Raw genomic sequence first — 22,724 nt, 5'->3', positions numbered from 1 at the left:
GATCTATTCCTTCATGCCGGAGTTGAAGCTCGCGGCCTTGCCCAGATATTTCGCAATGATCTCGTTGAAAAGATTAGGCTCGACGGTCGAAAAGTAGCGCACCGGAGCTTTCTCCTCGGGGGCTGCGACCTTCGAGTAGTCGGACGCGTCGATGACATCGGGTGACTTCTTTGCATTCGCAACCCAGTCGGCGAACTTAGCGTCGGTGGTCGAGATGGCATTGAAGTGCATGTCGGAGAAACCGCGGCCGCTATAGAACGACGACAGTCCGGGAAACGTCCCCTGCTGGTCGGCGATCAGGTGCAGCTGCGTCCGCATCCCGGCCATCGCGTAGATCTGGCTGCCGAGCTCGGGGATGAAGAACGAGTTCATCACCGAATCCGATGTGATGTGGAACGTGACCGGAGTGTCGACCGGGAAGGCAATCTCGTTGATCGTGGCAATCCCCTGGGCCGGGTAGATGAACAGCCACTTCCAGTTCAGGGCCACCACGTCGATGACGATCGGCTGCTTCTGGCTGGCCAGCGGCTTATACGGATCGAGCGCGTGCGTGCTGGTCCAGGTGATGGTTCCCAGGAACAGGATGATGGCGATCGGCACGCCCCAGCAGACCACTTCGATGCTGCGGGAATGGCCCCAGTCGGGCTCATACCGCGCGCCGGATCCGGCACGATAGCGCCAGGCGAACCATAGCGTCAGCATGATCACCGGTATCACGATGACCAGCATTGCGATCGTCGAGGTCAGGATGAGCTGTTTCTGGGCTTCGCCGACCGCACCCTTGGGGTCGAGAATCGAGTATTTGCAACCCGTCAGCGTCGTCAATGCCGCCAGGGCAAGAGCCCCAGGAAAGGACGGCAGTATCTTGGTTCTCATCCGCTCCTCGTACCTCTCATCGCCCAACTGGTCATCGACCGCGCGGCGACTTTGGACTTCCATCATCAACGGCAGGTTAAGACCGCCCGTTCATCTCTGCCGCGCCGCAACAATAAACCTTCCCTTCCGCTGTTGCTATCTTGCATCTGGGATATCTGCGGCCCGTGGGTCAGCTGGCTGCCATACGCAGGCGCCCCGACACGCGTTCGTGTCCCATTAAAGGCAGCAGATCGCGCAGCTCCGGGCCTTTTTCCTCTGCGGTCAAAGCCAGTCTCAGCGGATGGAACAATGCCCGCCCGCTGCGACCGGTGGCCGCTCGCAAGCTCGATGTCCAGGCCTGCCAGGTCTGCGAATCCCAGGGCTGCTCCGGCAGATCCGGCGGCAAGGCCTCCAGGGCCTGCAGCAGGAAGCCCGCCTCCTCCTCCTGCACCGGCGGAATGATGCTGCCACCGACCACATCCCACCAGTGGCGCATCTCCGACAGCATGTCGACGTTGCCGCGGACTGTGTTCCAGAACGCCTCGGTGGCGCCCTCCGGCAGCCGGTCCCGCACCTGCTCGAACGACATGTGGTGGGTGGTCCGCCGGTTCAGCGCCAGCAGCTGGCGCATGTCGAACCGCGCCGGCGACTTCGAGACCCGGCTCACGTCGTAGGTCGTGGCCATCTCCGCGAACGACAGCGGCTGCGGATCCTCCGACGTGCCGAGCCGGGCCAGGTAGGACACCAGCGCCGTCGGCTCGATGCCATCGTGACGCAGCGCCCGCAGCGACAGCCCGTCGAACCGCTTCGACAGCTTGCCGCCGGCCTCGTCCAGCAGCAGCGGCAGGTGCGCGAAGGTGAAGCGGTCCGGCCGGCCGCCCAGCGCCTGCAGGATGTCGAGCTGCACACCGGTGTTGGTGACGTGGTCCTCGCCGCGCAGCACATGGGTGATGCCGAGCTCGAGATCGTCGACCACCGATGCAAACGTATAGAGTACGGTACCATCGGCACGGATCACCACCGGGTCGGAGATCGACGGCAGCTTCACCTGGGTCGGCCCCTGCACCAGGTCGTTCCAGCCGATCACGCCGTCGGACAGCCGGAAGCGCCAGTACGGCACCTTGCCATTCGCCTCCGCCTGGGCGCGCTGCTCGGGCGTCATCCGCAGCATGGCGCGGTCATAGACCGGCGGCCGGCGCTGGCGCAGCCGCATCTCCCGCTTGGCGCGCAGCTCCTCCTCGCTCTCGAAGCACGGATACAGCCGGCCGGAATGCCGCAGCCGTTCCGCTGCCAGGTCATAGCGCGCGCGGCGATCGGACTGCCGCACCAGCTCGTCCCACTCGAGCCCGAGCCACGCGAGGTCCTGCTGGATCCCCTGCACGTGCTCCTCACGCGACCGCTCGACGTCGGTGTCGTCGATGCGCAGCAGGAAGCCGGCCTTGTGGCGGCGTGCATGCAGGGCGTTGGCCACCGCCTGGCGCGCGTTGCCGACATGCAGCAGCCCGGTCGGGCTGGGCGCGAACCGGAGCTTCATGCGCGATGCCGGGGGATCGGCCACTCGTCCGCGTCGCCGGGCTTCTCCCCGCCTTCGTCCGGACCGTCCTCGTCCGCGTCGTCGTCGTCTTCCTCATCGAGCTCGTCCCCGAGCGCGAGTTCCGGATCCAGCGCCTCGAGCCGCGGGTCCAGCGATCGCCAGTCCCGCTCGATCTCGCTGCTCGACAACGCCGCAAAATCCTCCAGCTCACCCGCCGAGCGCCAGCCGAGCTCGCCGGCATCGACCACCTCGGCATCCTCGCCATAGGCAAACCAGGCCGCCAGCACTTCGCGGGCACTCGCTCCTGGCACCCGGCAGCGCTCGACGCTGTCGCGCACGTAGGCCTGGCAGAACGCGTTCGCCAGCATCAGCGTCGGGAAGCCCTTGATCTCCTCGACGATGTCATCCTCGGACGCACCCGACTGGTCGAGGATCCTGACCCGCCAGCCACCCTCCGGCGCGAACAGGCCGCCCTCGTCGGACACCTGCGGCGCAGACCCTGGGAGGCCCTCATCCTCGTCGTCATCGATCATGCGTGCCGCCCCTCGATCTTGCGCAGCAGGAACTCGCGGCCGAGCTTCACCTGCGGGACGCCGTCATAGGCGACGATGTCGGCCGTCGCATAGGTCTCCGACCAGGTATCCGGTATGAAGCTGCCGGTGCCGACCACGTCGATCGGCGCCTTCGCGTCCGCCATGACCCGGCATTTATCGACGCCGAACCCCGATGAGGCGATGATCCGCACCTTGGGGAAGCCGGCCTCGTCGAGGGCCTCGCGCATGCGCCAGATCGCCGCCGCCGACACGCCGGTTCCGACCAGGTGGCGCAGCTCGCTCTCGCTGCGATAGCGCCGGATCGCCCCAGGCACATGCCGCTCGATCACCGCATAGCTTGCCTGCGGGTCCAGCCCCTCCAGGAACCGCCCGCCATGGGTGTCCAGGCGAACCCCCATCCGGCCAGCCGCAGCAAGCTCCGGAAACCGTCGGCAGACCTCCAGCCCGTCGGTGATCTCGCGGCCGAAATAGTCGGTCAGCACGGTGAGGTCGGCGTCGGGAAAGCACTCACGGAACATCTCGGCGGCACGCAGCGTCGAGCCGGCATAGCCGATCAGGGCGTGCGGCATGGTGCCCGAGCCGGCAGCGGCGCCATAGAAATGCGCAGTCGCGTCATTGGCGCAGCCGACGAAGCCGAGGGCGCCTTCCCGCTGCGCCGCCCGACCACCGACGGCCGCCGCATAGGCCATCATTTCCTGCATGTCGTAGCCGGCGCAGTGCCTGGCTTCCATCGCCAGGAACCGCACCTTCGGCAGGCCGAGGCACATCTGGTAGGCGTTGTGCGCGGCCACGCAGGCCGGCCCCAGCTTCTGCAGCAGCAACGTCTCGAGATCGACCAGGCCGTGGAAGCTGCCGGTCACATAGACCAGCGGCTCGCCGGCGCCGACCCAGTCACCCTCGGCGAAGTTCTGCTCGATCTCGATCGCGAGGCGACGGGCCTGCGCCACGCCCGACAGCCAGTCCGTCATCAACCCGCAGGCGGCGATCACCGGCCGGCGCAGGAACAGCGCGTAGGTGACGCGGCGGTCGCCATAGCGGCCGATGATCGCCCGGGTGCGATTGAAATACGCGTCCGTGCGGGCGGTTATGTCCGCGTCGGGCGTAACCCCGGCCCCCTCGCCCGCGCTCAACGGCTCGAAGCCCGACGTCGCGCGGTCAGCTCCTCGGCCACCAGGAACGCCATCTCCAGCGACTGCTCGGCGTTCAGGCGCGGGTCGCAGAAGGTCTCGTAGCGGTTGCCCAGATCCGCCTCGGTCAGCCGGTGCGCGCCGCCGACGCACTCGGTGACGTCCTGGCCGGTCATCTCGACATGCACGCCGCCGGGCGAGGCGCCCTCGGCCGCAAACACGTCGAAGAAGCCGCGCAGCTCGGACAGGATCGCATCGAACGAGCGGGTCTTGACCTTGGACGCGGTGCTGACGGTGTTGCCGTGCATCGGATCGCACAGCCAGACCACCTTGCGCCCGGCCGCGTGCACCGCGCGCAGCAACGGCGGCAGGTGGCGGCGCACGCCCTCGGCGCCCATGCGGCTGATCAGCGTCAGCCGGCCGGGCTCATCCGCCGGGTTCAGCAGGTCGAGCAGTTGCAGCAGGTCGTCGGCGGTGGTGGTCGGCCCGACCTTGAGGCCGATCGGGTTGCGCACGCCGCGCAGGTACTCGACATGCGCGCCGTCCGGCTGGCGGGTGCGGTCGCCGATCCACAGGAAGTGCGCCGAGCAGCCGTACCAGTCGCCGGTGGTGGAATCGACCCGGGTCAGCGCCTGCTCGTACGGCAGCAGCAGCGCCTCGTGGCTGGTATAGAAGTCGGTCTCGTTCACCTGCGGCGCGTTCGCCGACAGCCCGCAGGCGCCCATGAACTCGAGCGTCTCGTCGATGCGCTGCGCCAGGTCCTGGTAACGCGCGGCCAGCGGACTGCGCTCGACGAAGCCGAGGTTCCACCGGTGCACCTGGTGCAGATTGGCATAGCCGCCGCCGGCAAAGGCGCGCAGCAGGTTCAGCGTGCCGGCGGACTGGAAGTAGCCGGTCTCCATGCGCGCCGGATCCGGCACCCGGGATGCCCGCGTGAAGTCCGAGCCGTTGATGATGTCGCCGCGATAGACCGGCAGCGTCTCGCCGGCCACCGTCTCCATGTCGGACGAGCGCGGCTTGGCATACTGGCCGGCCATCCGCCCGAGTTTCACCACCGGCACCTTGGCGCCGAAGGTCAGCACCACCGCCATCTGCAGCAGCACGCGGAAGGTGTCGCGGATGATGTCGGCCTTGAACTCGCCGAAGCTCTCGGCACAGGCGCCGCCCTGCAGCACGAAAGCGCGACCCTCTGCAGCGAGCGCAAGCTGCTGTTTCAGGCGACGCGCCTCGCCAGCAAACACCAACGGCGGGTAGCCACGCAGCCGATCCTCGACGGCGCCGAGCGCTGCCTGGTCCGGATAGGTGGGCTGCTGCCGGATCGGGAACGCGCGCCAACTCGCAGGAGTCCAGGCCGGTCGGGTCGGGCTGCTCGCGGACAGGACGGCGCTCATCGGCGGACTTTCGGATCCTCTGGACATCCGGGACCGCGTGGCAGCCCTCGTTCAGGAACGGCGACCTTATCCTCCCATTCCTGCAGGAACGAAAGTGGTGCCGTCCGACCCGGTTTACAGGCCGACGGTGCGGAAGGTGAGGTTGTAGCGCACGCGACCGGTCAGGCGATGGTGGCCATCCATGAGCGGCGCGATGCCGTGATAGACCAGCCGCGAGGCGCCGCCCCAGATCACCACGTCGCCGCTCGCCAATCGGATGCGGCGCGGCCGGTCGCCCCGCGCGGGGCCGCCGAAGAGGAACACCGCCGGGAGACCCAGGGAGATCGACACGATCGGAGCAGCCAGGTCGAGCTCGTCGCGATCCTGATGCAGCGACAGCTTCGAGCCGGGCACGTAGCGGTTGACCAGGCAGGCGTCGGGCGAGAAGCGCTCGTACCCGACCGAGGCGGCGGCCCGACGCGCCACATCGAGCAATCGTGCCGGCAGCACCGGCCACGCCGCGCCGGTCAGCGGGTCCAGGCCCTCGTAACGATAACCGCGCGCGTCGCTGACCCAGCCGAGGCGGCCGCAATTGGTCATCGCCACCGACATCGTCGCCCCGCCGGGGGTCAGCAGATGCCGGAACGGTGCCGCGTCGGCGACGGCCAGGAGATCATCGAGCAGGTCGTCCGCCTGCAACCTGGCAAACGACGGCAGCAGCCAGGCTCCCGGAGCCAGCAGCAGCGGTTCCAGGGTTTCCGATGGCAGGCTGTCCAGCAGGTCGCTCATGGTCCCTCCGGACGGCAATGTGTCAAAACATATCGTGGCCCTTCTTCGGAGGGCTCGTAAAGACGCCCCGGATCAGTTGGTCGTGTGCTGCCGACACGCTAGGATCGTGCTGCATGACAGCAATACGGCCAGGGCCAGACGGGACGGCCCGGATCGCTGCCGAAAGGCCTGAGGATGCGCGGCTGACCCTGTCTCCTCCCCGAGCTCCCGACGACAGCCAGCACCGGCTCTGGCTGGTGCGGCATGAAGGCGATGTGGCTGTCGTGGTGCTGCACGGCAACTGGCGCTACGGCGATGGCCTGGTGCCGGACTTCGAGGCAAGAGCGATCCGATCGGATATCGCCGGAGCCGGGCATGTGCGCTTCGACACCGATGGCCTCCTCGACTGGGACAGCCTGCTGGTCGCGACGGTGTGGCGGCTGCGCGACATGGCGCAGGCCGCCAGTCTGGCGCTGGACGAGGGCGGACTGCCGCCATCGGCGCAGCGACTGCTGGCCCTGGCAGGACCGGCCATCGCGGCTCCGGGGCCCGGCACGCGCCGGACCAACCCGCTGCAGGCAATCGGGACTGCGACCCTGGGTGCTCTCGCCGCGGTCGGAGCCGGCGCGGAACTGGCAGCCGGAGCGGTGGCGGCACTGGCCGACACCCTGGTGCCGCGCACGCTTTGGCCAAGCAACCGGCGCACCCGCATGCAGGGCGGCGACCTGCTCGACGCAGTGTATCGCGCCGGGCCTTCGGCGCTGCCGATCGTCGGCGTCGTCACGTTACTGCTGGGTGCGATCCTGGCCTTCATCGGCGCGGTGCAGCTCCGCAAGCTCGGTGCCGAGATCTTCGTCAGCCAGCTGGTGGGCTTGAGCCTGGTGCGCGAGCTGGCGGTGGTGATGACCGCGATCATCCTGGCCGGCCGCACCGGTGGCGCCAATGCGGCCCGCCTCGCCACCATGCAGGCCAACGAGGAGATCGACGCGCTGCGGGTGCTCGGCATTAGCGAGCAGACCTACCTCGTGCTGCCGATGACGCTGTCGCTCGTGCTGACCATGCCGCTGCTCTATCTCTATGCGTGCGTGATCGGCATGGCCGGCGGCGCGCTGGTCGCCACCACGATGCTCGACCTGTCGCCGCTGGCGTTCGCCACCGCCCTCGCCCACGCGGTTCCGTTGAGCCAGTTCGTGTTCGGGCTGATCAAGAGCGTGGCCTTCGCCGCCCTGATCGGGCTGGTGTCGTGCCGCATCGGGCTGGATGCCGGACGCAGCGCCGCCGCGGTCGGACAGGCGGCGACCAAGGCGGTGGTGGCCAGCATCGTCGGCGTGATCGTGCTGGACTCGGCCTTCGCGGTCGGCGCCAACGCGTTCGGGTTCTGAGCCGCCGAATGGATGCACCCCTGAAGATCGAAACACATGGCCTCACGCTGGCGTTCGGCGACCGGGTGATCCAGCGCGACGTGGCGCTTCGGGTGCGCCAGGGCTCGATCTTCGCGCTGATGGGCGCCAGCGGCTGCGGCAAGAGCACCGTGCTGAAGGGGCTCGTCGGGCTGCTGCGGCCGATTGCCGGGACGGTGCTGGTCGATGGCGAGAGCTACTGGGAGGTGCCCGAGGCACGCCGGACCCTGATCAACCGGCGCTACGGCGTGCTGTTCCAGAGTGCCGCACTGTGGAGCTCGCTGACGGTCGCCGAGAACGTCGCCCTGCCGCTGCGGCTGTTCACCCGGCAGAAGCCGGCTGCCATCGCAGACCTGGTGCGGCTGAAGCTCGCCCTGGTCGGCATGGAGGCGGCGGCCAACCTCATGCCGGCGGAACTCAGCGGCGGCATGCGCAAGCGGGCCGGCCTTGCGCGGGCACTGGCGCTCGATCCGGAGGTGCTGTTCTTCGACGAACCCTCCGCCGGCCTCGACCCGATCACCTCGAAGCGCCTCGACGACCTGATCCTGGAGCTGCGCGAGGGCCTCGGCACCACCATCGTGCTGGTAAGCCACGAGCTGCCCAGCCTGTTCTCGATCGCCGATGACGGCGCCTTCCTCGATGCCGAGGCGCACACCGTGATCGCCACCGGCGCCCCCACCTGGCTGCGCGACCATTGCATGCACCCCACGGTGCAGGCCTTCATGCATCGTGAGCGCGTGCCGGATGAGCGAGCGGCGGATGAGCGGGGCACGGGAGATGCGGATGGCCGCTAGACAGACGCTGGTCGGGCTCTTCGTGCTGGTCGGGCTCGGCCTGGCGATGGGCGCGGTACTGGTGTTCGGCAGCCTGCATCTGCTGAGCCCGGTGCAGCAGGCGGTGATCTACTTCCATGGCGGCGTCGGCGGCCTGGCGCCTGGCGCGCCGGTCACCTTCCGCGGTGTCCGGGTGGGGTCCGTCGAGACCATCTCGCTCTATGTGAACCCGGTCGATCTGCAGGCCCGGATCCCGGTGACGCTGCAGCTCGATACCGGCCGGGTGCTGCTGGAACGACCCGCACGCGCCTCGGAGCAGGTCGATCTGCCGCAGCTGGTGGCGGCCGGATTGCGCGGTCAGCTGGTGATGCAGAGCTTCGTCACCGGCCAGATGGCGGTCGATCTCGACATCCAGCCGAACTCCGGCGCGGTGTTCTCCGGCCAGAAGAGCAGCCTGGTCGAGATCCCGACCATCCAGTCCGAGTTCGAGCAGCTGCGCGAGCAGATCCCCAAGCTGCCGCTGCGCGACCTGGCCGAGAGCTCGCAACGCACGCTGCACTCGATCGAGCATCTGGCCGACACGCTGGACACCAACCTGCCGCCGCTGATCGCCAGCCTGCCCCCGCTGATCGCCAGCCTGAAAGTCACGGCGGACGGGCTGCACGACACCGGACCGCTCATCAACAGCTCGGTGCAGGAAGTCCGCGATCAGGCGCTACAGACGATCGCGCATTACGACGCGCTGTCGGCCTCGCTGCGTGGGCAGGTGGCGGTCCGCGGTCCGGAGCTTGCCCGGCTGCTCGCCACCGCCAACCAGACCGCGGACCATGCCCGGCATCTCACCGCGACGATCGACGCGCTGGCCGGTGACCGATCGGAGGCGCGGCTCAACCTGGAGACCAGCCTGCGCGACCTCGCCGCCGCGGCCGACAGCCTTCGTGGCATCGCCCGTGATGTGGAGAGCGATCCCTCGCTGGTGCTGCGCGGACGCGCCCGATGAGGCGGCACCTGCTGGTCGGGCTGCTGGCGGTCGGCCTCGCGAGCTGTGCGGCGCCCCGGCTGCACGTCTATGTCCTGTCCAGCAGCGGGCTCGCCGGCAGCCCGCTGCTCGAGCCCCTGCCCTCGGACGTGATCGAGGTCCGCCCCGTGCTGCTGCCGGACCATCTCGACGGCAGCGGCCTGCTGCGCCGGGTCGCGCCGGATGAACTCGTCGCCAGCCCCAACGGGCGCTGGGGGGATCGGCTGTCGGTCGGCATCCGCCAGGCGCTGGCCGCCGACCTGCAGGCGCTGCTGCCACAGGCGGACCTGGTCACCACCTCGCCACTGCAGCCGGATTTCCGTCGCCTCGACCTGACCGTCAGCCGCTTCGAACCCGCCCCCGACGGCACCCTGACGCTGGACGCCAGCTGGACGATCGACGCGACGCGCGGGCCTGCCCAAGCGATCCGCAGGCGCGCGCATCTGGTCGGACCGGTCGGCGCCGGCGATCAGGCGCAGGTGGCCGCGATGAGTGCGCTCCTGCAGCAGCTGGCCGGCCTGATCGCACCCGACCTGCGTTAGCCGATCATGGCGAGGCGGCCGCATCCCCGGTTACGAACCGGGCGATCGTCTCGATCAGCCGGTCGGGCTCGTCCTGGCGGATGGCATGGCCGCTCTGCTCGAAGATGCGCAGCTCGGACCCCGGGATCAGCCGGTGGATCTCCTCCGAGAACGCCGGCGCGCAGATCCAGTCGTGCCGCCCGGCGATGATGAGCGTGCGCGCCGTGATCCGCGGCAGCTCGGGGCGCAGGTCGAGCCGACGCAGGAAGCCGTCCGGCCTGAAGGCCCGGTTCAGCGGCTCGGCCTCGTAGATGGTGTGATCGGGGCCGCCACGCCGGGACCCGGAGCCGTGCGAGTGGGCGTAGAGCGGCGCCATGATCCGGACGTAGCGGATGAAATCCTCTTCCTCATCGATCCCGCCGGCGCAGAGCTTGTCGTATTGGGCCTGTTGAAGGGTCGTCCCGCGGCTCGCGAGGATGCTTCGGGCGGTCTCGATGAAGCCGGCTTCGGCCGCGGTGACGACGAGCACGAGATGCGACACCGCGTCGGGATAGCGGGCGGCGTGTGCCTGCGCGACCATGCCGCCGTAGCTTGTGCCGATGCTGACGATCTGCCCGAGGCCGAGATGGCGACGCAGCGCCTCCATGTCCTCGACGTTCTCGTCCAGCGTGTAGCGATCCGGATCGCCGCGCCCCGACCGCCCGTGCCCGCGATGGTCGAAATAGACCAGCTGCATCCGGTCGGAGAGCGCGTCCATCTCCCCCTTGAGGCCGGTATGGTCCAGCCCCGGACCGCCATGCACCAACATCGCCACCGGCTTCTCGCGCATCTGCGGCCCGGATGCGTCGAGCCCACTGCCGACGATATCGACATAGATCGTGGTCCCGCGCAGATCGATCAGCATGTGCCGCTACCCCAGTTCACCAACGGTGCAGAGCCGTCAGCGCGGCCGCAATAGAGGACCGGAAAAATGTTGTCAGTTCATTACGCGGAATGGTGCCAGACGGATCGACAGGGATGCCATCGAGGCGCCCACAGCCCTGCCGGACAGCGTCATCGCGACAAGAAGAAATGCTTCGAGTAACCGCGGGCGCGTGCTGCGTGTCATCCGTCGAGGCCGGCAACGCGGGAGTCTGAACCAGAGACACGGCCGATATTGCACGGCCGTGATCCGGGCTTTCATTTCGTCGAGGTCGGGTTCCCTTGAAGCTTCGACTGCAGGAACGCCATGCGCGCCTCACCCACGCGGGCGCGGATCACCGGGTCCGGCAGCTGGTGCGTGCCCGGCAGCAGCAGCAGCTGGTACGGCTTGCCGGCCGTGGTCAGCGACTGGGTGAGTTTCACGGTGTTCTCGAAATAGACGTTGTCGTCGGTCAGGCCATGCATGATGAACAGCGGCCGCGACAGTGACGGCGCATAGGTCAGCACGTTGCTGGTCCGGTAGCCGGCCGCATCGTCCTGCGGGGTGCCGAGATAGCGTTCGGTATAGGCTGTGTCGTAGTCGGCGAAGTCGACCACCGGCGCACCGGCGACACCCGCCTTGAACACGTCCGGCCGGCGGATCGTCGCCATCGCCGTGAAGTAGCCGCCGAACGACCAGCCATTCACCCCGACACGCGACATGTCCATCTCGTGATAGCGCCGGCCCAGCGCCTGCAACCCGTCGACCTGGTCGCCCAGCGGCACGTCGATCAGGTCGTTCTTGATCGCCCGCTCCCAGTCATGCCCGCGCCCCGGTGTGCCGCGTCCGTCGACGCTCACCACGACGAAGCCGAAATTGGCCATGCACTGGTTTTCGAGGAACTCGCGCGGCGCCCGGACCACGGTCTTGAAGTCGGGGCCGGCATAGACCTCCAGGATCACCGGATAATGCCGGCCGGCGACGTAGTCCCGGGGCCGGATCACCATCGCATCCATGTCGCGCACGCCCGCCCGGGTGAACTCGACGTGCGGCACCACCGACGGCGTCTCGGCGTGGCTCGGCAGGGTCGCCAGCGCATGGCCGTCGGAGCCGCGCACCGTGGTGGCGAAGCTGCCATCGGCGCCGTTGAGCGCATCGGTGAAGATCGTCGGGCCCGATGCATCGGATGCAGGCTCGGTGAACTTGAAGCTGTGCACGCCGGGCTCCGCGGCAACCGGAGTGGCGTCCCCGCCCTTCAGGGACACGCGATACAGCGCCGTGCCAAGCCGGTCCGGATTTGCCTCGAACAGCACCGAGCCCGACGCGGGATCGACGCTTTCGAGCGCCAGGAACGGCTGCTTCGGGCCGGTCACGGCATGGTCGAGCGAGCCGTCGGCGTGGTGCAGTTCGAGTTGCCAGGCGCCGTTGCGCTCGGCCGCCCACAGGAAGCCCGACCCATCCGGCAGCCAGTGCGGCAGCGGCGCCGGATCGCGATCCAGCTCGGGCGTCGCGTTGACCCATGCCGGGTCGGTGTCGGTCAGGATGGTGTCCGCGTGGCCGGTGGCCGGATCGACCGCCAGCACCCGCTCCTCGGTCTCGGCGCGGTTCATCACCACCAGCGACAGCCGGCCATGCTCGGGCCAGACCACCCGCACCAGGTACGGAAACGCGGTGCTGTCCCAGTCTACCCAGCGCGTGGCGCCACCATCGCGCGACACCAGGCCGAGCCTGACCCGCGCATTGGCGGTGCCGGCGCGCGGATAGCGGAACGAGACCGGGGCGACCGAGGGATGCCCCGGATCCGCGATGTAGTGCGTCTCGACCGCCGACGTGTCGGCCTCCTCATACAGCAGGGTGGCGCCATCGGGTGACCACCAGGTGCCGTCGGCGCGATCGAGCTCCTCGGACGCGGCGAATTCCGGCAGCCCGTGGGTGAGCGTGTCGGTGCCGCCGGTGGTGAGCTGGCGGTCCTGGCCGCTGGCGAGATCCACCACATGCAGGTCGTTGTCACGCACGGCCGCGACATGGGTGCCGTCCGGGGACAGGCGCGGCGCGATCCAGTTGGTGCCCGGAACCGGGCTGACCTGGCCGGATGGCAAGGCGATTCGCACCAGGTGGTCGGCCTCGGTTGCCAGCACGACGCTGCCATCCTTCGACAGCGCGAAGTCGGTGATGCCGGTGAGCGTCATGCGGGCGCGCTCGCGGCGGGCCTTCTCCTCGACGGAGAGGTGCTCCGGTGCGTCGGCCGGATGGGCGAGCTCGGTCTCGGCGTGGCTGGCCAGGTCGTAGCGGAACAGCTGCAGCCTGGTGTCGCGCGGCCCGCTGCGCAGGAACAACACCGAGCGACCGTCGGGCGTCGGCGTGGCGTGGATCGGCTGGCCGAGGGAGCCGTCGCGGGTGGCAGCGAGCTGCTGGAAGCAGCCTTCGGCGGCGAACGCGGCCGGGATGAGGCACGAGCCGCCGAGCAGGAGGGCGAGCGTGGCGGAAAGGGAGCGGGACATGGGCCTCCGAGAGCAAATCGGCGGCACTGTGGCCGCCGGCGCACTCCCGAGGCAACCCGGGAACGCCCTGAATCGGTGGATCCAGGGCGTCCGGTTACAGGTTTCGGGTGATCAGGCTTCCGGCTCGGGGGCCACCGCGACCATCGCCTCGGTGGTGATCAGCAGGCCGGCAACCGAGGCCGCATGCTGCAGGGCGGCGCGCACCACCTTGGTCGGGTCGATGATGCCGGCCGCGACGAGATCCTTGTACTCGCACAGGTTCGCGTCGAAGCCCCAGTCGGCGCCATCGTTGTCGAGCACGTGCCCGGACACGACCGCACCGTCCTCGCCGGCGTTCTCGGCGATCTGGCGCAGCGGCGTCAGGGCCGCGCGACGAACGATCTCGATGCCGAAGCGCTGGTCCTTGTTGTCGGTCACGAGCGAGGCCAGCACCTTCGACGCGCGCGCCAATGCGACGCCGCCACCCGGCACGATGCCCTCCTCGACGGCGGCGCGAGTCGCATGCAGCGCATCGTCGACGCGGTCCTTGCGCTCCTTGACCTCGACCTCGCTGGAGCCGCCGACGCGGATCACCGCGACACCGCCTGCAAGTTTCGCAAGGCGCTCCTGCAGCTTCTCGCGATCGTAGTCCGAGGTGACCTCCTCGATCTGCGCGCGCAGCTGGGCGCAGCGGGCCTGGATCGCCTCGCTCTCGCCGGAGCCGCCGATGATCGTCGTGGTCTCCTTCTCGATCACCACGCGGGTCGCCTTGCCGAGCATCTCGAGCCCGACCGTCTCCAGCTTGATGCCGAGATCCTCGCTGATCACGGTGCCGCCGGTGAGCAGCGCGATATCCTCGAGCATCGCCTTGCGACGATCGCCGAAGCCGGGCGCCTTGACGGCCGCGACCTGCAGGCCGCCACGCAGCTTGTTCACCACGAGCGTTGCCAACGCCTCGCCATCGACGTCCTCGGCGATGATCAGCAGCGGACGGCCGGACTGCACGACGGCTTCCAGCAGCGGCAGCAGTGGCTGCAGGCCGGACAGCTTCTTCTCGTGCAGCAGGATGTAGGGCTGCTCGAGCGACACGATCATGCGCTCGGTGTTGGTGATGAAGTACGGCGACAGGTAGCCGCGGTCGAACTGCATGCCCTCGACGACATCGAGCTCGGTGTCGCGGCCCTTGGCCTCCTCGACGGTGATGACGCCTTCCTTGCCGACCTTCTGCATCGCCTCGGACAGCATGCGGCCGATCTCCTCCTCGCCGTTCGCCGACACGGTGCCGACCTGGGCGATCTCGGACTGGCTGGTGATCGGACGCGAGATCCGTGCGAGCTCGGCCACCAGGGCCACGACCGCCTTGTCGACGCCGCGCTTCAGGTCCATCGGATCGACGCCGGCAGCGACCGCCTTGCCGCCTTCGCGCACGATCGCCTGCGCCAGCACGACGGCGGTGGTGGTGCCGTCACCGGCGAGATCGTTGGTCTTGGAGGCGACCTCGCGCACCATCTGCGCGCCCATGTTCTCGAACTTGTCGGAGAGCTCGATCTCCTTGGCGACGGTGACGCCGTCCTTGGTGATACGCGGCGCGCCGTAGCTCTTGTCGATCACCACGTTGCGGCCCTTGGGCCCCAAGGTGACCTTCACCGCGTCTGCGAGCAGGTCGACGCCGCGCAACATGCGCAAGCGGGCTTCGCTGCCGAACCGGACGTCTTTGGCTGCCATGAGCGTGTTCCTCTGGATGGGTTATTGCAGCCGGCCAGCCGGCAGTGACTGCTGGCTGGCCGGCCGGGATACGGTGGGTTGAGCAGGCGGCGCCATGACCCTGCGGGTGCGGCGGTCGGCCAGCCAGGGCCCCGACCGGGCGAAGCCGGTGCGGGGCGATTCGTCGGTCTGCGTTGGTGGTCTCAGCTCGGCTTGCGGGCGCCCTTGTGCGGCAGGGCGGCCTGCGGAGCGGTGAAAGGCGACGCGGCCGCGGTGGCCGGCTTCTTGTTCGCCTTCGGCTTTTTTGCCTCGCGATTACCGCGATTCTGTTCCTTGGACATGTCTGCTCCCGTTCTGGTTGTTGGATCGCAGACCCGCTCGGAGCCTGCTACGCGGCGGCGGTGCCGGCCGGCGTCGGCCGAACATCCTCGATATCGTCAGCCCAGATGCTCACGAAGCCGGTAACGCTTTCAGGCCTGATGCGGAACTTGTTGGCGGCGATCTCCTCGATCCGCGCACGAACTTCACCGAAGCCGCGCAACAGGTCGACCGGCGCGAAACGCCTGACGCCGCTGATGTCCTGCAACGCCGACCGCGAGATCGCGCACGGAACCGCCTCGCCATCGACGTCGATTTCGAAGACGACGCGACTCCCGTCCCAGCGTGGCTTCGCCACTACGATCTTCGGCTTGGAATTGGTCACGGGAAGTATCCTTCCAAAGGAAGCGATATACAGCAAAATAATCGACTTGGACGAGGAAAATAGCATATGGGGACCAACTGCGACCATTTCTAGGCCGCAACCGCCCCGGTTGGCTCCGGGACCGGGCGCTACGTGCCTGGAAACGCCGAGCTTTGGTCTCTGCGAGCTATTCCGCCACCGCGGCCATGCGTGTCCGGGCTCGCATCGTCACGAACTCCTCGGCGGAGGTCGGATGGATGCCGATGGTGCGATCGAAGTCCGCCTTGGTGAGCCCCGCCGACACCGCGATCGCCATGCCCTGCATCATCTCGGGCGCGTCCTCGCCCAGCATGTGCACCCCGACCACCCGGCTGCTGGCCTGATCCACTACCAGCTTCATCACGCTGTGCCGCTTGCGCCCACTCAGCGTGTGGCGCATCGGCGTGAAGCGGGCCAGGTAGATGTCGGCCGGCCCCTGCTCCGCCGCCTCGTGCTCGGTCAGCCCGACGCTGGCCAGCGGCGGCGAAAAGAACACCGCCTTCGGAATGGTATCGAACGACCACTCGCGGGTCACGCCGCCGAACAGCCGGTCAGCCAGGATGTGACCCTCGGCGATCGCCACCGGCGTCAGATTGACCCGGTTGGTGACGTCGCCGATCGCGAAGATGCCCGGCTCGTGCGTCTCGCTCCCCGCATCCACCAGGATACGCCCCTCCGCGGTGGTGCGCACGCCGGTTGCGTCGAGACCGAGCCCGGCCACGTTCGGCATCCGGCCAACCGCGAAAAACACGCAGTCGGTGGCCCATTCGCGACCGTCGGTCAGTCTCACCTGAAGCGCACCATGCTGATCGCCATCCAGGCGGCGAATGCCGTGCAGCAGGCTGTTCGGATGCGCCGTTATGCCGCGCGCCTCGATCGCCTCGGCCAGGGCGTGCCGCAGATCCTCGTCGAAGCCGCGCAAGGGCAGCTTCTGGCGAAAGATCATCTGCACCTCGGAGCCGAGGCCCGCGAAGATGCCGGCGAACTCGACGCCGATATAGCCGCCGCCGACGATGGTCACGCGCTCCGGGCGCTCAGGCAGATGGAACGCCTGGTCCGAGTTGATGCCGAACTCGTAGCCTTCGATATGCGGCTGCACCACCGGCGTGCTGCCGGTGGCAATGACGATGCGCCTGGCGGTGATGCGACGCGGCTCGAACTCCGGGTCGAGCGGTCCCGGCTCCAGCACCAGCGTGTGCGCGTCCTCGAAGCGCGCGCGGCCCTCGAACAGCGTCACCCCGGCATTGCCCAGCAGCCGGACATAGATGGCGTTGAGGCGGCCGATCTCGTGGTCCTTGGCTGCGATCAACCTGGCCCAGTCATGCGTGCCGGGCTCGCTGCTCCAGCCGAAGCCACGGCCATCCAGCGCGTGCTCGCCATACTCGCTGGCCTGCACCATCATCTTCTTCGGCACGCAGCCGAGATTGACGCAGGTGCCACCCCAGTGCCGGCTCTCCGCCACCGCGACGCGGGCCCCATGCGTCGCCGCGATGCGTGCGCAACGCACGCCGCCGGAGCCGCCACCGATGACGAACAGGTCGAAGTCAAACGCCATCGATGATCCTAGCTGAATGCGGCGTGCCCCAATTATTTCTGGGCGAACGCCTTCTCGACCACGTAGGAGCCGGGCTTCGCGTTGTTGCCTTCGTCGAAGCCGCGCGCCAGCAACAGCGCCTCCAGATCCGCCAGCATCGCCTCGCTGCCGCAGATCATCACGCGGTCGTGCTCCGGATCGAGCGGCGGAAGGTCGAGGTCGGTGAAGATCTTGCCGCTCTCGATCAGGTCGGTGATGCGCCCGGTGGTCTGGTATTCCTCGCGCGTCACGGTCGGATAGTATCGCAGCTTGGCGGCCACCTCCTCGCCCAGGAACTCGTGCTTCGGCAGCTCGTGGCGGATGTGGTTGGCATAGGCGAGCTCACCTGAAATGCGCACGCCATGCGCCAGGATGACCTGATCGAAGCGGTCATACACGGCCGGGTCCTTGATCAGCGCCATGAACGGCGCGAGACCGGTGCCGGTGGCGAGCAGATAGAGGTGGCGGCCGGGGCGCAGGTTGTCGACCAGCAGGGTGCCGACCGGCTTGCGTCCGACCAGCACGGTGTCGCCGGGCTGCACCTTCACGAGCTTCGAGGTCAGCGGGCCTTCCGGCACCGCGATGCTGAGGAACTCGAGCTGCTCCTCGTAATTGGCGCTGGCGATGCTGTAGGCGCGCAGCAGCGGCTTGCCGTCGAGCTCGAGGCCGATCATCGCGAACTGGCCGTTCTCGAACCGCAGGCTCTGGTCGCGCGTGGTGGTGAAGGAGAACAGCCGGTCGGTCCAGTGATGCACCGTCAGCACCGTCTCCGGGCTCAGATGGCCGTAGGTGCGCGTCGGCGGTGCCAGCACCGATGGTTCAGAACTGATGGCCGTGTCGGACATTCCTACAAGCTCCAGGTTACGGGACCGGGCGTTGATCTATGGTGGGGGCGGCCAGGTTGCCAGCACTAAACGCTCATGGCAGAGGCCGGTATGGCAATCAGGTTGCAGTGCAGCATCCGGCACCAGGGTGCAAGCCCGTGGTGAAGGCCGATGATCGAGCCGGCAGCGGGATCAGCGTCGAGGCCGCGGTCGGCCGGCTGCTCGGCGGGCGCTGCCCGGTGCTGGAGCCGGGGCATGTGTGGCTTGCCGGCGCCGGGCCAGGCGATCGCGGCCACCTGACCCTCAACGCGCTGTGCGGCCTGATCCAGGCGGACATCATCGTCTATGACGCGCTGGTCGATCGCGGCGTGCTCGACCTGGCGCGGCCCGGCGCGGTGCTGGAGTTCGCCGGCAAACGCGGCGGCCGCCCGTCGATCCACCAGAGCGACATCACCGCGCGGCTGGTGATGCTGGCGCGCGAAGGCCAGCGGGTGCTGCGCTTCAAGGGTGGTGATCCATACGTCTTCGGGCGCGGCGCCGAGGAGGCCCTGGTGCTGGCGCGGGAGGGCATCCCGTTCCGCATCATCCCTGGCCTCACCGCCGGGCTGGCCGGACTGGCCGCGGCCGGCATCCCGGCGACGGTGCGCGGCATCAACCAGGCGATCGTGCTGGCGACCGGTCACAGTGCCGAGGGCGAGACCGATCCGGTGGCGTCGCTCGACTGGTCGGCACTGGCGCGGCTCGGGCAGCCGATCGTGCTCTACATGTCGGTGCGCAACCTGGGCGCCATCGCGGACCGTCTGCAGGCGGGGGGCATGTCGCCCGACACCCCGGCTGCCGCGATCTCGCGTGCCGCGACCGCGGAGCAGACGCTGCTGGTCGGCACGCTCGCCACCCTCGCAGGTCAGCTGGAGCGCCATCCACTGCCGACCCCCGCCCTGATCGTGATCGGTGGCATCGTCGCGATGCGGGATGCGCTCGGCGGCCTGGCAGCCGACGCACAAGCGGTGCTCGACACGTTCTGAGAGCAGGCGTCATCGACCGCACGTGCCGCTTACTCGCGGGCTTCCTCGGTCGCACCGAACCGCGAGGTCGCGGAAGCTGGCCACTCGGGCGATGTTCCCAAGTCGGCCCCTCCGGCCTCGGGGCTGGATACCGATGCGTCCGTGGCCGGGACTTGTCCGGAAATGCTGCCGGGGACGGCATCAGCGAGCTGTGCCATCACCGACCGCGCGCCTGCCTCCCGGCGATGCAGAGCGCGATCGGGACGGGTCTCCGAGGCTCGTCAGGCGGCTACGAGTTCCAGGTATTGCGCCGTGCTGGCGATGTGCACGTCGAGATAGCTGGCCTTCTCCATCGTTGGCATGTCGAGTGCCGCGGCGCCGTTTGTCCATCGCCGGCCGTCTTCCGCCGCATGCCAGCCATCCAGTGCCAGGTCCGCAGCCTTCAGGGTCGTCTCGACGAGACCGGTCCAGAACACCAGCTTCTCGACCGAGACGCCGAGGGTCCGGCGGTCGTCGACGAACGGGCCGATGATCCGCGCCGGGATCGCCGAGCGGGAGAGCAGCCGTACCGCCCTTCCGCTGGCCGGGATCCGGAACATGTGCGCGTGGCCATCGGTCCAATGGCAGCCGAGCTCGGAGCCGTCTTCCAGGAGCAGGCGCAGGTCCGGCTGACTGGTCAGTGCGGTGGCGATCCCGGGACCTTCGAAGCCGAGGTCACAGGCGCGATCGACCAGCATCTGCCAGATCGGCTCGACCAGCGCGCGAGACACTGCCAGCGGCGCGGCCATTGTCGGACCGCGCAGGACGTTGGCGTGCGCGCGTCCGCCCTCGAACAGGCCACGATTGCCGGTATCGAGATAGCTCTCGGTGGCCAGGTCCTCGGCGAGCAGGATGGCGTGAGTATCCAGTTCGACATGGAAGAACTCGTAATCCGGAATGCTGCGATCGATCAGGATCGAGGCGCCGTTCACCAGCATGCGCGCGGGGACGAGGCCGGCAGCGGTGAGGATGCAATGCTCGGGCGTCACCAGCAGGTCGCGCGCCGGGAGGCCAGAGGCGAACGCGTCCTTGCGGATGCGAACCGGAAAGGCTTCGTCCGCATGAGCCAGGCGGCTGGCGTCCATGCGGCCACAACCGGTCCAGGCGATCGGGCGACCGACACGCTCGCCGTCCTCGAGCACGCTGACCATGTCGCCAACGCAGAGATCCTCGACCGCCACATCGCCGGCGGGGGTCGCGATCAGCGTGCCGCGGAGGAAGCACGTCATGAGCTCGGTACCCTTGGCGCCGTCGCTTTTCAGAACCAGCGCGCCAGGATTGTTGATATCGGTCAGAACGAATACGGTCGAATTACCATCATTGATGACTATCGAAGACCCGGTGTAGGAAAACGTATAGCTGCTCTTGTACGCCAGAGACTCCAGATCGATGACGTTCGATCCCGTACCGAATCCGGTGATCGCACCGCTATAGATGCTCGTCGCGAAGACCAGATCCATGGTGTTGGCCGACGCGTCGCCGAAGTTTATGGTGCCGGTGCTCGACACGTCGTTGGTCAAGGTTATGACGCCGCCATTGGTCAGCGTGTAAAGATTGTTGCCGCCGACCGTATCCGTGAACAATTCGCCGCCGTCGATTGCGATCGTGCCGTTTCCGGTAATGGCTCCGCCGATGTTCAACGCGCCGTGGTCAATGATCGTGGATGCGCTGCCGAGGTCAAGACTGCCGAAGTTTGCAGTTCCGCTTTGAGTAACGAGGAAGCTGCTGCTTCCGGCCATCGTGAGACTGGTGCTGACGGTCAAGCTGGACCCGTCGATCAGGTTGGCGCTTCCGCTCGAGCTTCCGAGCGTGAGACTCCGCAGTGTGTAAGTCGGGTCGGTGGCCTGGATGATGACGTCGACAGTACCCTCCAGGGTTATCGAAATATCCCCTGAACCACTGGTCGGGACTCCCGCGGACCAGTTTCCGGCGTCATCCCACAATGAGTCTCCAGCATTGCCATTCCAATAGTTTGGCGTGTTAACCATGGGGTTTTCCTATTTTACTTGCACGAGATGGCCACTCGTCAAGGCACACCACCCACGTGCGTTTACCGCATGGCGCGCACTTCCAATGGACAGTCGGACCGTAAAGTTGGGTTTACCGAAAAGCCATAGGTATTAGACGATTCTATAATAATAATCGGTGCGGTTGCGTCATTAAGTAGTAAAAGAGCCCTCGATTGAGCATCTGGTTGTGCCACCGGTTCAACCACTGATGCTTTAGCGTAACATTATGGACTGGCGTGACGATCGAAATGAGCCACCGGCTCAGCCACTGTCGCAGATCGAGCGGCACGCACGGTTCGAACTCGTAATGACAGCAGGGTTGACATCGCCTGGCGAAGATGTTGCTTCACCAGCGTGACCAAAAAGATCATGCCATCCGAGCGCAAGATTGCGGAGCTAGCTGATCGTGTCCGGGATCTCTGGACGCCGGGAGAGAGTGTTCGCCCGTGGTTGCGCAAGCAGAGTACGATGATGCTCGATCTGGTCCATGACGAGTGGTCCTGGCAGGCGATGGCGGTCGTGCTGACCAGGGCCGGCATCACCTACCGTACGGGCAGACCCTGGACGACGAACTCGCTGCGCCAGGAAGCCGTGCGTGCGAACCGGCCGTTGAAGGGCTATGCGCGCCGCCCGAAGGTGGACCTCAAGCTCCACATTGTATGAGCCGGTGTCCTTGACCACCCGATAGCTGCCACCAGAGTACTTCGGTGCGGGGCTGCTCCGCGCCGGCCTGAACAGCACGACGGATTACTCTGCAAATACTGGCAGTCTCTCGAACAACTTCAACGACGAAGATCGCGTGCGGCCGCAACTGACCCGTGCCCGCATCCGGCGGACGGGTGGCACAGTCTCAGCGCCAGGCCATCCAGGTGGCGGGCAGCCGATCCGGCGCGGACCGACGCATGACCCCCTAACCGCGGATCAGTCAGCCAGGTGCGACCGACCGTTCCCCACGCCTCGTCAGCTTGAGGCACGCGTCCAGAGCACGTCGCTGCGGCCGTCGTCATTCAGGTGGCGGGAGAGCACGAAGGCGTAGTCCGACAGCCGGTTGAGCGTGCGCAGCACGAACGGATTGACCGGCTCCGCGGCAGCCAGCGCGACCACCCGTCGCTCGGCCCGCCGCACCACCGTTCGCACCACATGCGCCTGCGCCGCGCCGGCACTGCCGCCCGGCAGCACGAAGCTGTCGAGTGGTGGCTGGTTCGCCGACATCTCGGCGACCGCGTCGTCGAGCGACGCGAGCAGGCGGCCATCGATCCTGAACCTGTCGCCAGCCTCGCCAGGCAGGCAGAGATCGCCGCCGATATCGAACAGGCCGTTCTGGATCCGGCCCAGGAACGCGCTCACGGAATCGTCCGCATGCAACAGGGTGCGCAGCACACCGACCTCCGCGTTGGCCTCGTCGACCGCTCCCAGCGCCTCGATACGCAGGCCATCCTTGGAGGTCCGGGAGCCGTCGCCGAGGCTGGTGGTGCCGTCGTCGCCGGTGCGGGTGGCGACGCGGTCGATCCGGATCATGACGTGTTCCTCCAGCTACCCAGGCCCAAGG

The 22,724-nt window shown here is 67.8% G+C and carries 21 protein-coding genes; 6 read left to right on the top strand and 15 right to left on the bottom strand.

The genetic code is table 11. The features are described 5' to 3' along the window. Positions 1–3: 3 nt before the first annotated feature. The 6 genes from cyoA to alkB all read right to left on the bottom strand — a co-directional run bounded on the left by cyoA (position 4) and on the right by alkB (position 6,229). Complete coding sequence (gene cyoA, locus ACOEQ2_RS13700) at positions 4–876, bottom strand: ubiquinol oxidase subunit II (RefSeq protein ID WP_419728529.1); 873 nt, start codon at positions 874–876, stop codon at positions 4–6. Positions 877–1,045: 169 nt separating this feature from the next. Next, positions 1,046–2,389, bottom strand: a complete 1,344-nt coding sequence (gltX, locus tag ACOEQ2_RS13695; protein WP_419728528.1) for a glutamate--tRNA ligase — start codon at positions 2,387–2,389, stop codon at positions 1,046–1,048. Beyond that, entirely contained in the window at positions 2,386–2,922 is a 537-nt protein-coding gene (locus ACOEQ2_RS13690) for a hypothetical protein (RefSeq protein WP_419728527.1), read from the bottom strand. Before ACOEQ2_RS13690 ends, gltX begins: the two co-directional genes overlap by 4 nt. Beyond that, positions 2,919–4,073: a nicotinate phosphoribosyltransferase gene (locus ACOEQ2_RS13685; RefSeq protein ID WP_419728526.1), complete on the bottom strand. Its 1,155-nt coding sequence runs from the start codon at positions 4,071–4,073 to the stop codon at positions 2,919–2,921. Before ACOEQ2_RS13685 ends, ACOEQ2_RS13690 begins: the two co-directional genes overlap by 4 nt. Continuing rightward, positions 4,070–5,461 (bottom strand): class II 3-deoxy-7-phosphoheptulonate synthase, encoded by a 1,392-nt coding sequence (locus tag ACOEQ2_RS13680; protein ID WP_419728525.1) that lies wholly within the window; start codon positions 5,459–5,461, stop codon positions 4,070–4,072. The genes ACOEQ2_RS13685 and ACOEQ2_RS13680 overlap by 4 nt, the downstream gene beginning before the upstream one ends. Positions 5,462–5,575: 114 nt before the next feature. After that, a complete protein-coding gene (gene alkB, locus ACOEQ2_RS13675) occupies positions 5,576–6,229 on the bottom strand; it encodes a DNA oxidative demethylase AlkB (RefSeq protein ID WP_419728524.1) in 654 nt (217 codons plus the stop codon). A gap of 113 nt (positions 6,230–6,342) precedes the next feature. On the opposite strand from alkB, the gene ACOEQ2_RS13670 reads away from it, so the two are divergent. The 4 genes from ACOEQ2_RS13670 to ACOEQ2_RS13655 are packed head-to-tail and all read left to right on the top strand — an operon-like array spanning position 6,343 to position 9,941. Continuing rightward, positions 6,343–7,590: an MlaE family ABC transporter permease gene (locus tag ACOEQ2_RS13670; protein ID WP_419728523.1), complete on the top strand. Its 1,248-nt coding sequence runs from the start codon at positions 6,343–6,345 to the stop codon at positions 7,588–7,590. An 8-nt stretch (positions 7,591–7,598) separates the two neighbouring features. Further along, positions 7,599–8,402: an ABC transporter ATP-binding protein gene (locus ACOEQ2_RS13665; RefSeq protein WP_419728522.1), complete on the top strand. Its 804-nt coding sequence runs from the start codon at positions 7,599–7,601 to the stop codon at positions 8,400–8,402. Then, a complete protein-coding gene (locus tag ACOEQ2_RS13660) occupies positions 8,392–9,381 on the top strand; it encodes an MlaD family protein (RefSeq protein WP_419728521.1) in 990 nt (329 codons plus the stop codon). Before ACOEQ2_RS13665 ends, ACOEQ2_RS13660 begins: the two co-directional genes overlap by 11 nt. Then, positions 9,378–9,941, top strand: coding sequence for a PqiC family protein (locus ACOEQ2_RS13655; protein ID WP_419728520.1), 564 nt, complete (start codon positions 9,378–9,380; stop codon positions 9,939–9,941). The genes ACOEQ2_RS13660 and ACOEQ2_RS13655 overlap by 4 nt, the downstream gene beginning before the upstream one ends. Positions 9,942–9,945: 4 nt before the next feature. Here ACOEQ2_RS13655 and ACOEQ2_RS13650 read toward each other — a convergent pair whose 3' ends face one another. The 7 genes from ACOEQ2_RS13650 to ACOEQ2_RS13620 all read right to left on the bottom strand — a co-directional run bounded on the left by ACOEQ2_RS13650 (position 9,946) and on the right by ACOEQ2_RS13620 (position 18,144). Further along, entirely contained in the window at positions 9,946–10,824 is an 879-nt protein-coding gene (locus ACOEQ2_RS13650; protein ID WP_419728519.1) for an alpha/beta fold hydrolase, read from the bottom strand. Between the two features lie 275 nt (positions 10,825–11,099). Beyond that, a complete protein-coding gene (locus ACOEQ2_RS13645) occupies positions 11,100–13,322 on the bottom strand; it encodes a DPP IV N-terminal domain-containing protein (protein WP_419728518.1) in 2,223 nt (740 codons plus the stop codon). 111 nt (positions 13,323–13,433) lie between these two features. Next, on the bottom strand, positions 13,434–15,026 hold the full coding sequence (gene groL, locus ACOEQ2_RS13640) for a chaperonin GroEL (protein ID WP_419728517.1): 1,593 nt from the start codon (positions 15,024–15,026) through the stop codon (positions 13,434–13,436). A gap of 182 nt (positions 15,027–15,208) precedes the next feature. Beyond that, a complete protein-coding gene (locus tag ACOEQ2_RS13635; protein WP_419728516.1) occupies positions 15,209–15,346 on the bottom strand; it encodes a hypothetical protein in 138 nt (45 codons plus the stop codon). Between the two features lie 47 nt (positions 15,347–15,393). Continuing rightward, the gene (locus ACOEQ2_RS13630; protein ID WP_419728515.1) at positions 15,394–15,708 is read right to left on the bottom strand and encodes a DUF1488 family protein; all 315 of its coding nucleotides are present in this window, start codon (positions 15,706–15,708) and stop codon (positions 15,394–15,396) included. Positions 15,709–15,874: 166 nt separating this feature from the next. Then, positions 15,875–17,281, bottom strand: coding sequence for a glutathione-disulfide reductase (gene gorA, locus ACOEQ2_RS13625; RefSeq protein ID WP_419728514.1), 1,407 nt, complete (start codon positions 17,279–17,281; stop codon positions 15,875–15,877). A 32-nt stretch (positions 17,282–17,313) separates the two neighbouring features. Continuing rightward, a complete protein-coding gene (locus ACOEQ2_RS13620; RefSeq protein WP_419728513.1) occupies positions 17,314–18,144 on the bottom strand; it encodes a ferredoxin--NADP reductase in 831 nt (276 codons plus the stop codon). A gap of 137 nt (positions 18,145–18,281) precedes the next feature. Between ACOEQ2_RS13620 and cobA the strand changes: the two genes are divergently transcribed. After that, positions 18,282–19,148: a uroporphyrinogen-III C-methyltransferase gene (gene cobA, locus ACOEQ2_RS13615; protein ID WP_419728512.1), complete on the top strand. Its 867-nt coding sequence runs from the start codon at positions 18,282–18,284 to the stop codon at positions 19,146–19,148. A 260-nt stretch (positions 19,149–19,408) separates the two neighbouring features. On the opposite strand, the gene ACOEQ2_RS13610 is transcribed toward cobA, so the two are convergent. Next, complete coding sequence (locus ACOEQ2_RS13610) at positions 19,409–21,154, bottom strand: Hint domain-containing protein (RefSeq protein ID WP_419728511.1); 1,746 nt, start codon at positions 21,152–21,154, stop codon at positions 19,409–19,411. A 375-nt stretch (positions 21,155–21,529) separates the two neighbouring features. On the opposite strand from ACOEQ2_RS13610, the gene ACOEQ2_RS13605 reads away from it, so the two are divergent. Then, complete coding sequence (locus ACOEQ2_RS13605; protein ID WP_419728510.1) at positions 21,530–21,838, top strand: hypothetical protein; 309 nt, start codon at positions 21,530–21,532, stop codon at positions 21,836–21,838. A gap of 297 nt (positions 21,839–22,135) precedes the next feature. Here the strand turns inward: ACOEQ2_RS13605 and ACOEQ2_RS13600 are convergent, their stop codons facing one another. Continuing rightward, the gene (locus tag ACOEQ2_RS13600; protein ID WP_419728509.1) at positions 22,136–22,693 is read right to left on the bottom strand and encodes a cob(I)yrinic acid a,c-diamide adenosyltransferase; all 558 of its coding nucleotides are present in this window, start codon (positions 22,691–22,693) and stop codon (positions 22,136–22,138) included. Between the last annotated feature and the right edge of the window lie 31 nt (positions 22,694–22,724).

This window comes from Lichenicola sp. (genome assembly GCF_965198575.1).
Classification (GTDB): Bacteria; Pseudomonadota; Alphaproteobacteria; order Acetobacterales; family Acetobacteraceae; genus Lichenicola.
This window is presented reverse-complemented; position numbering and strand designations above follow the sequence as displayed.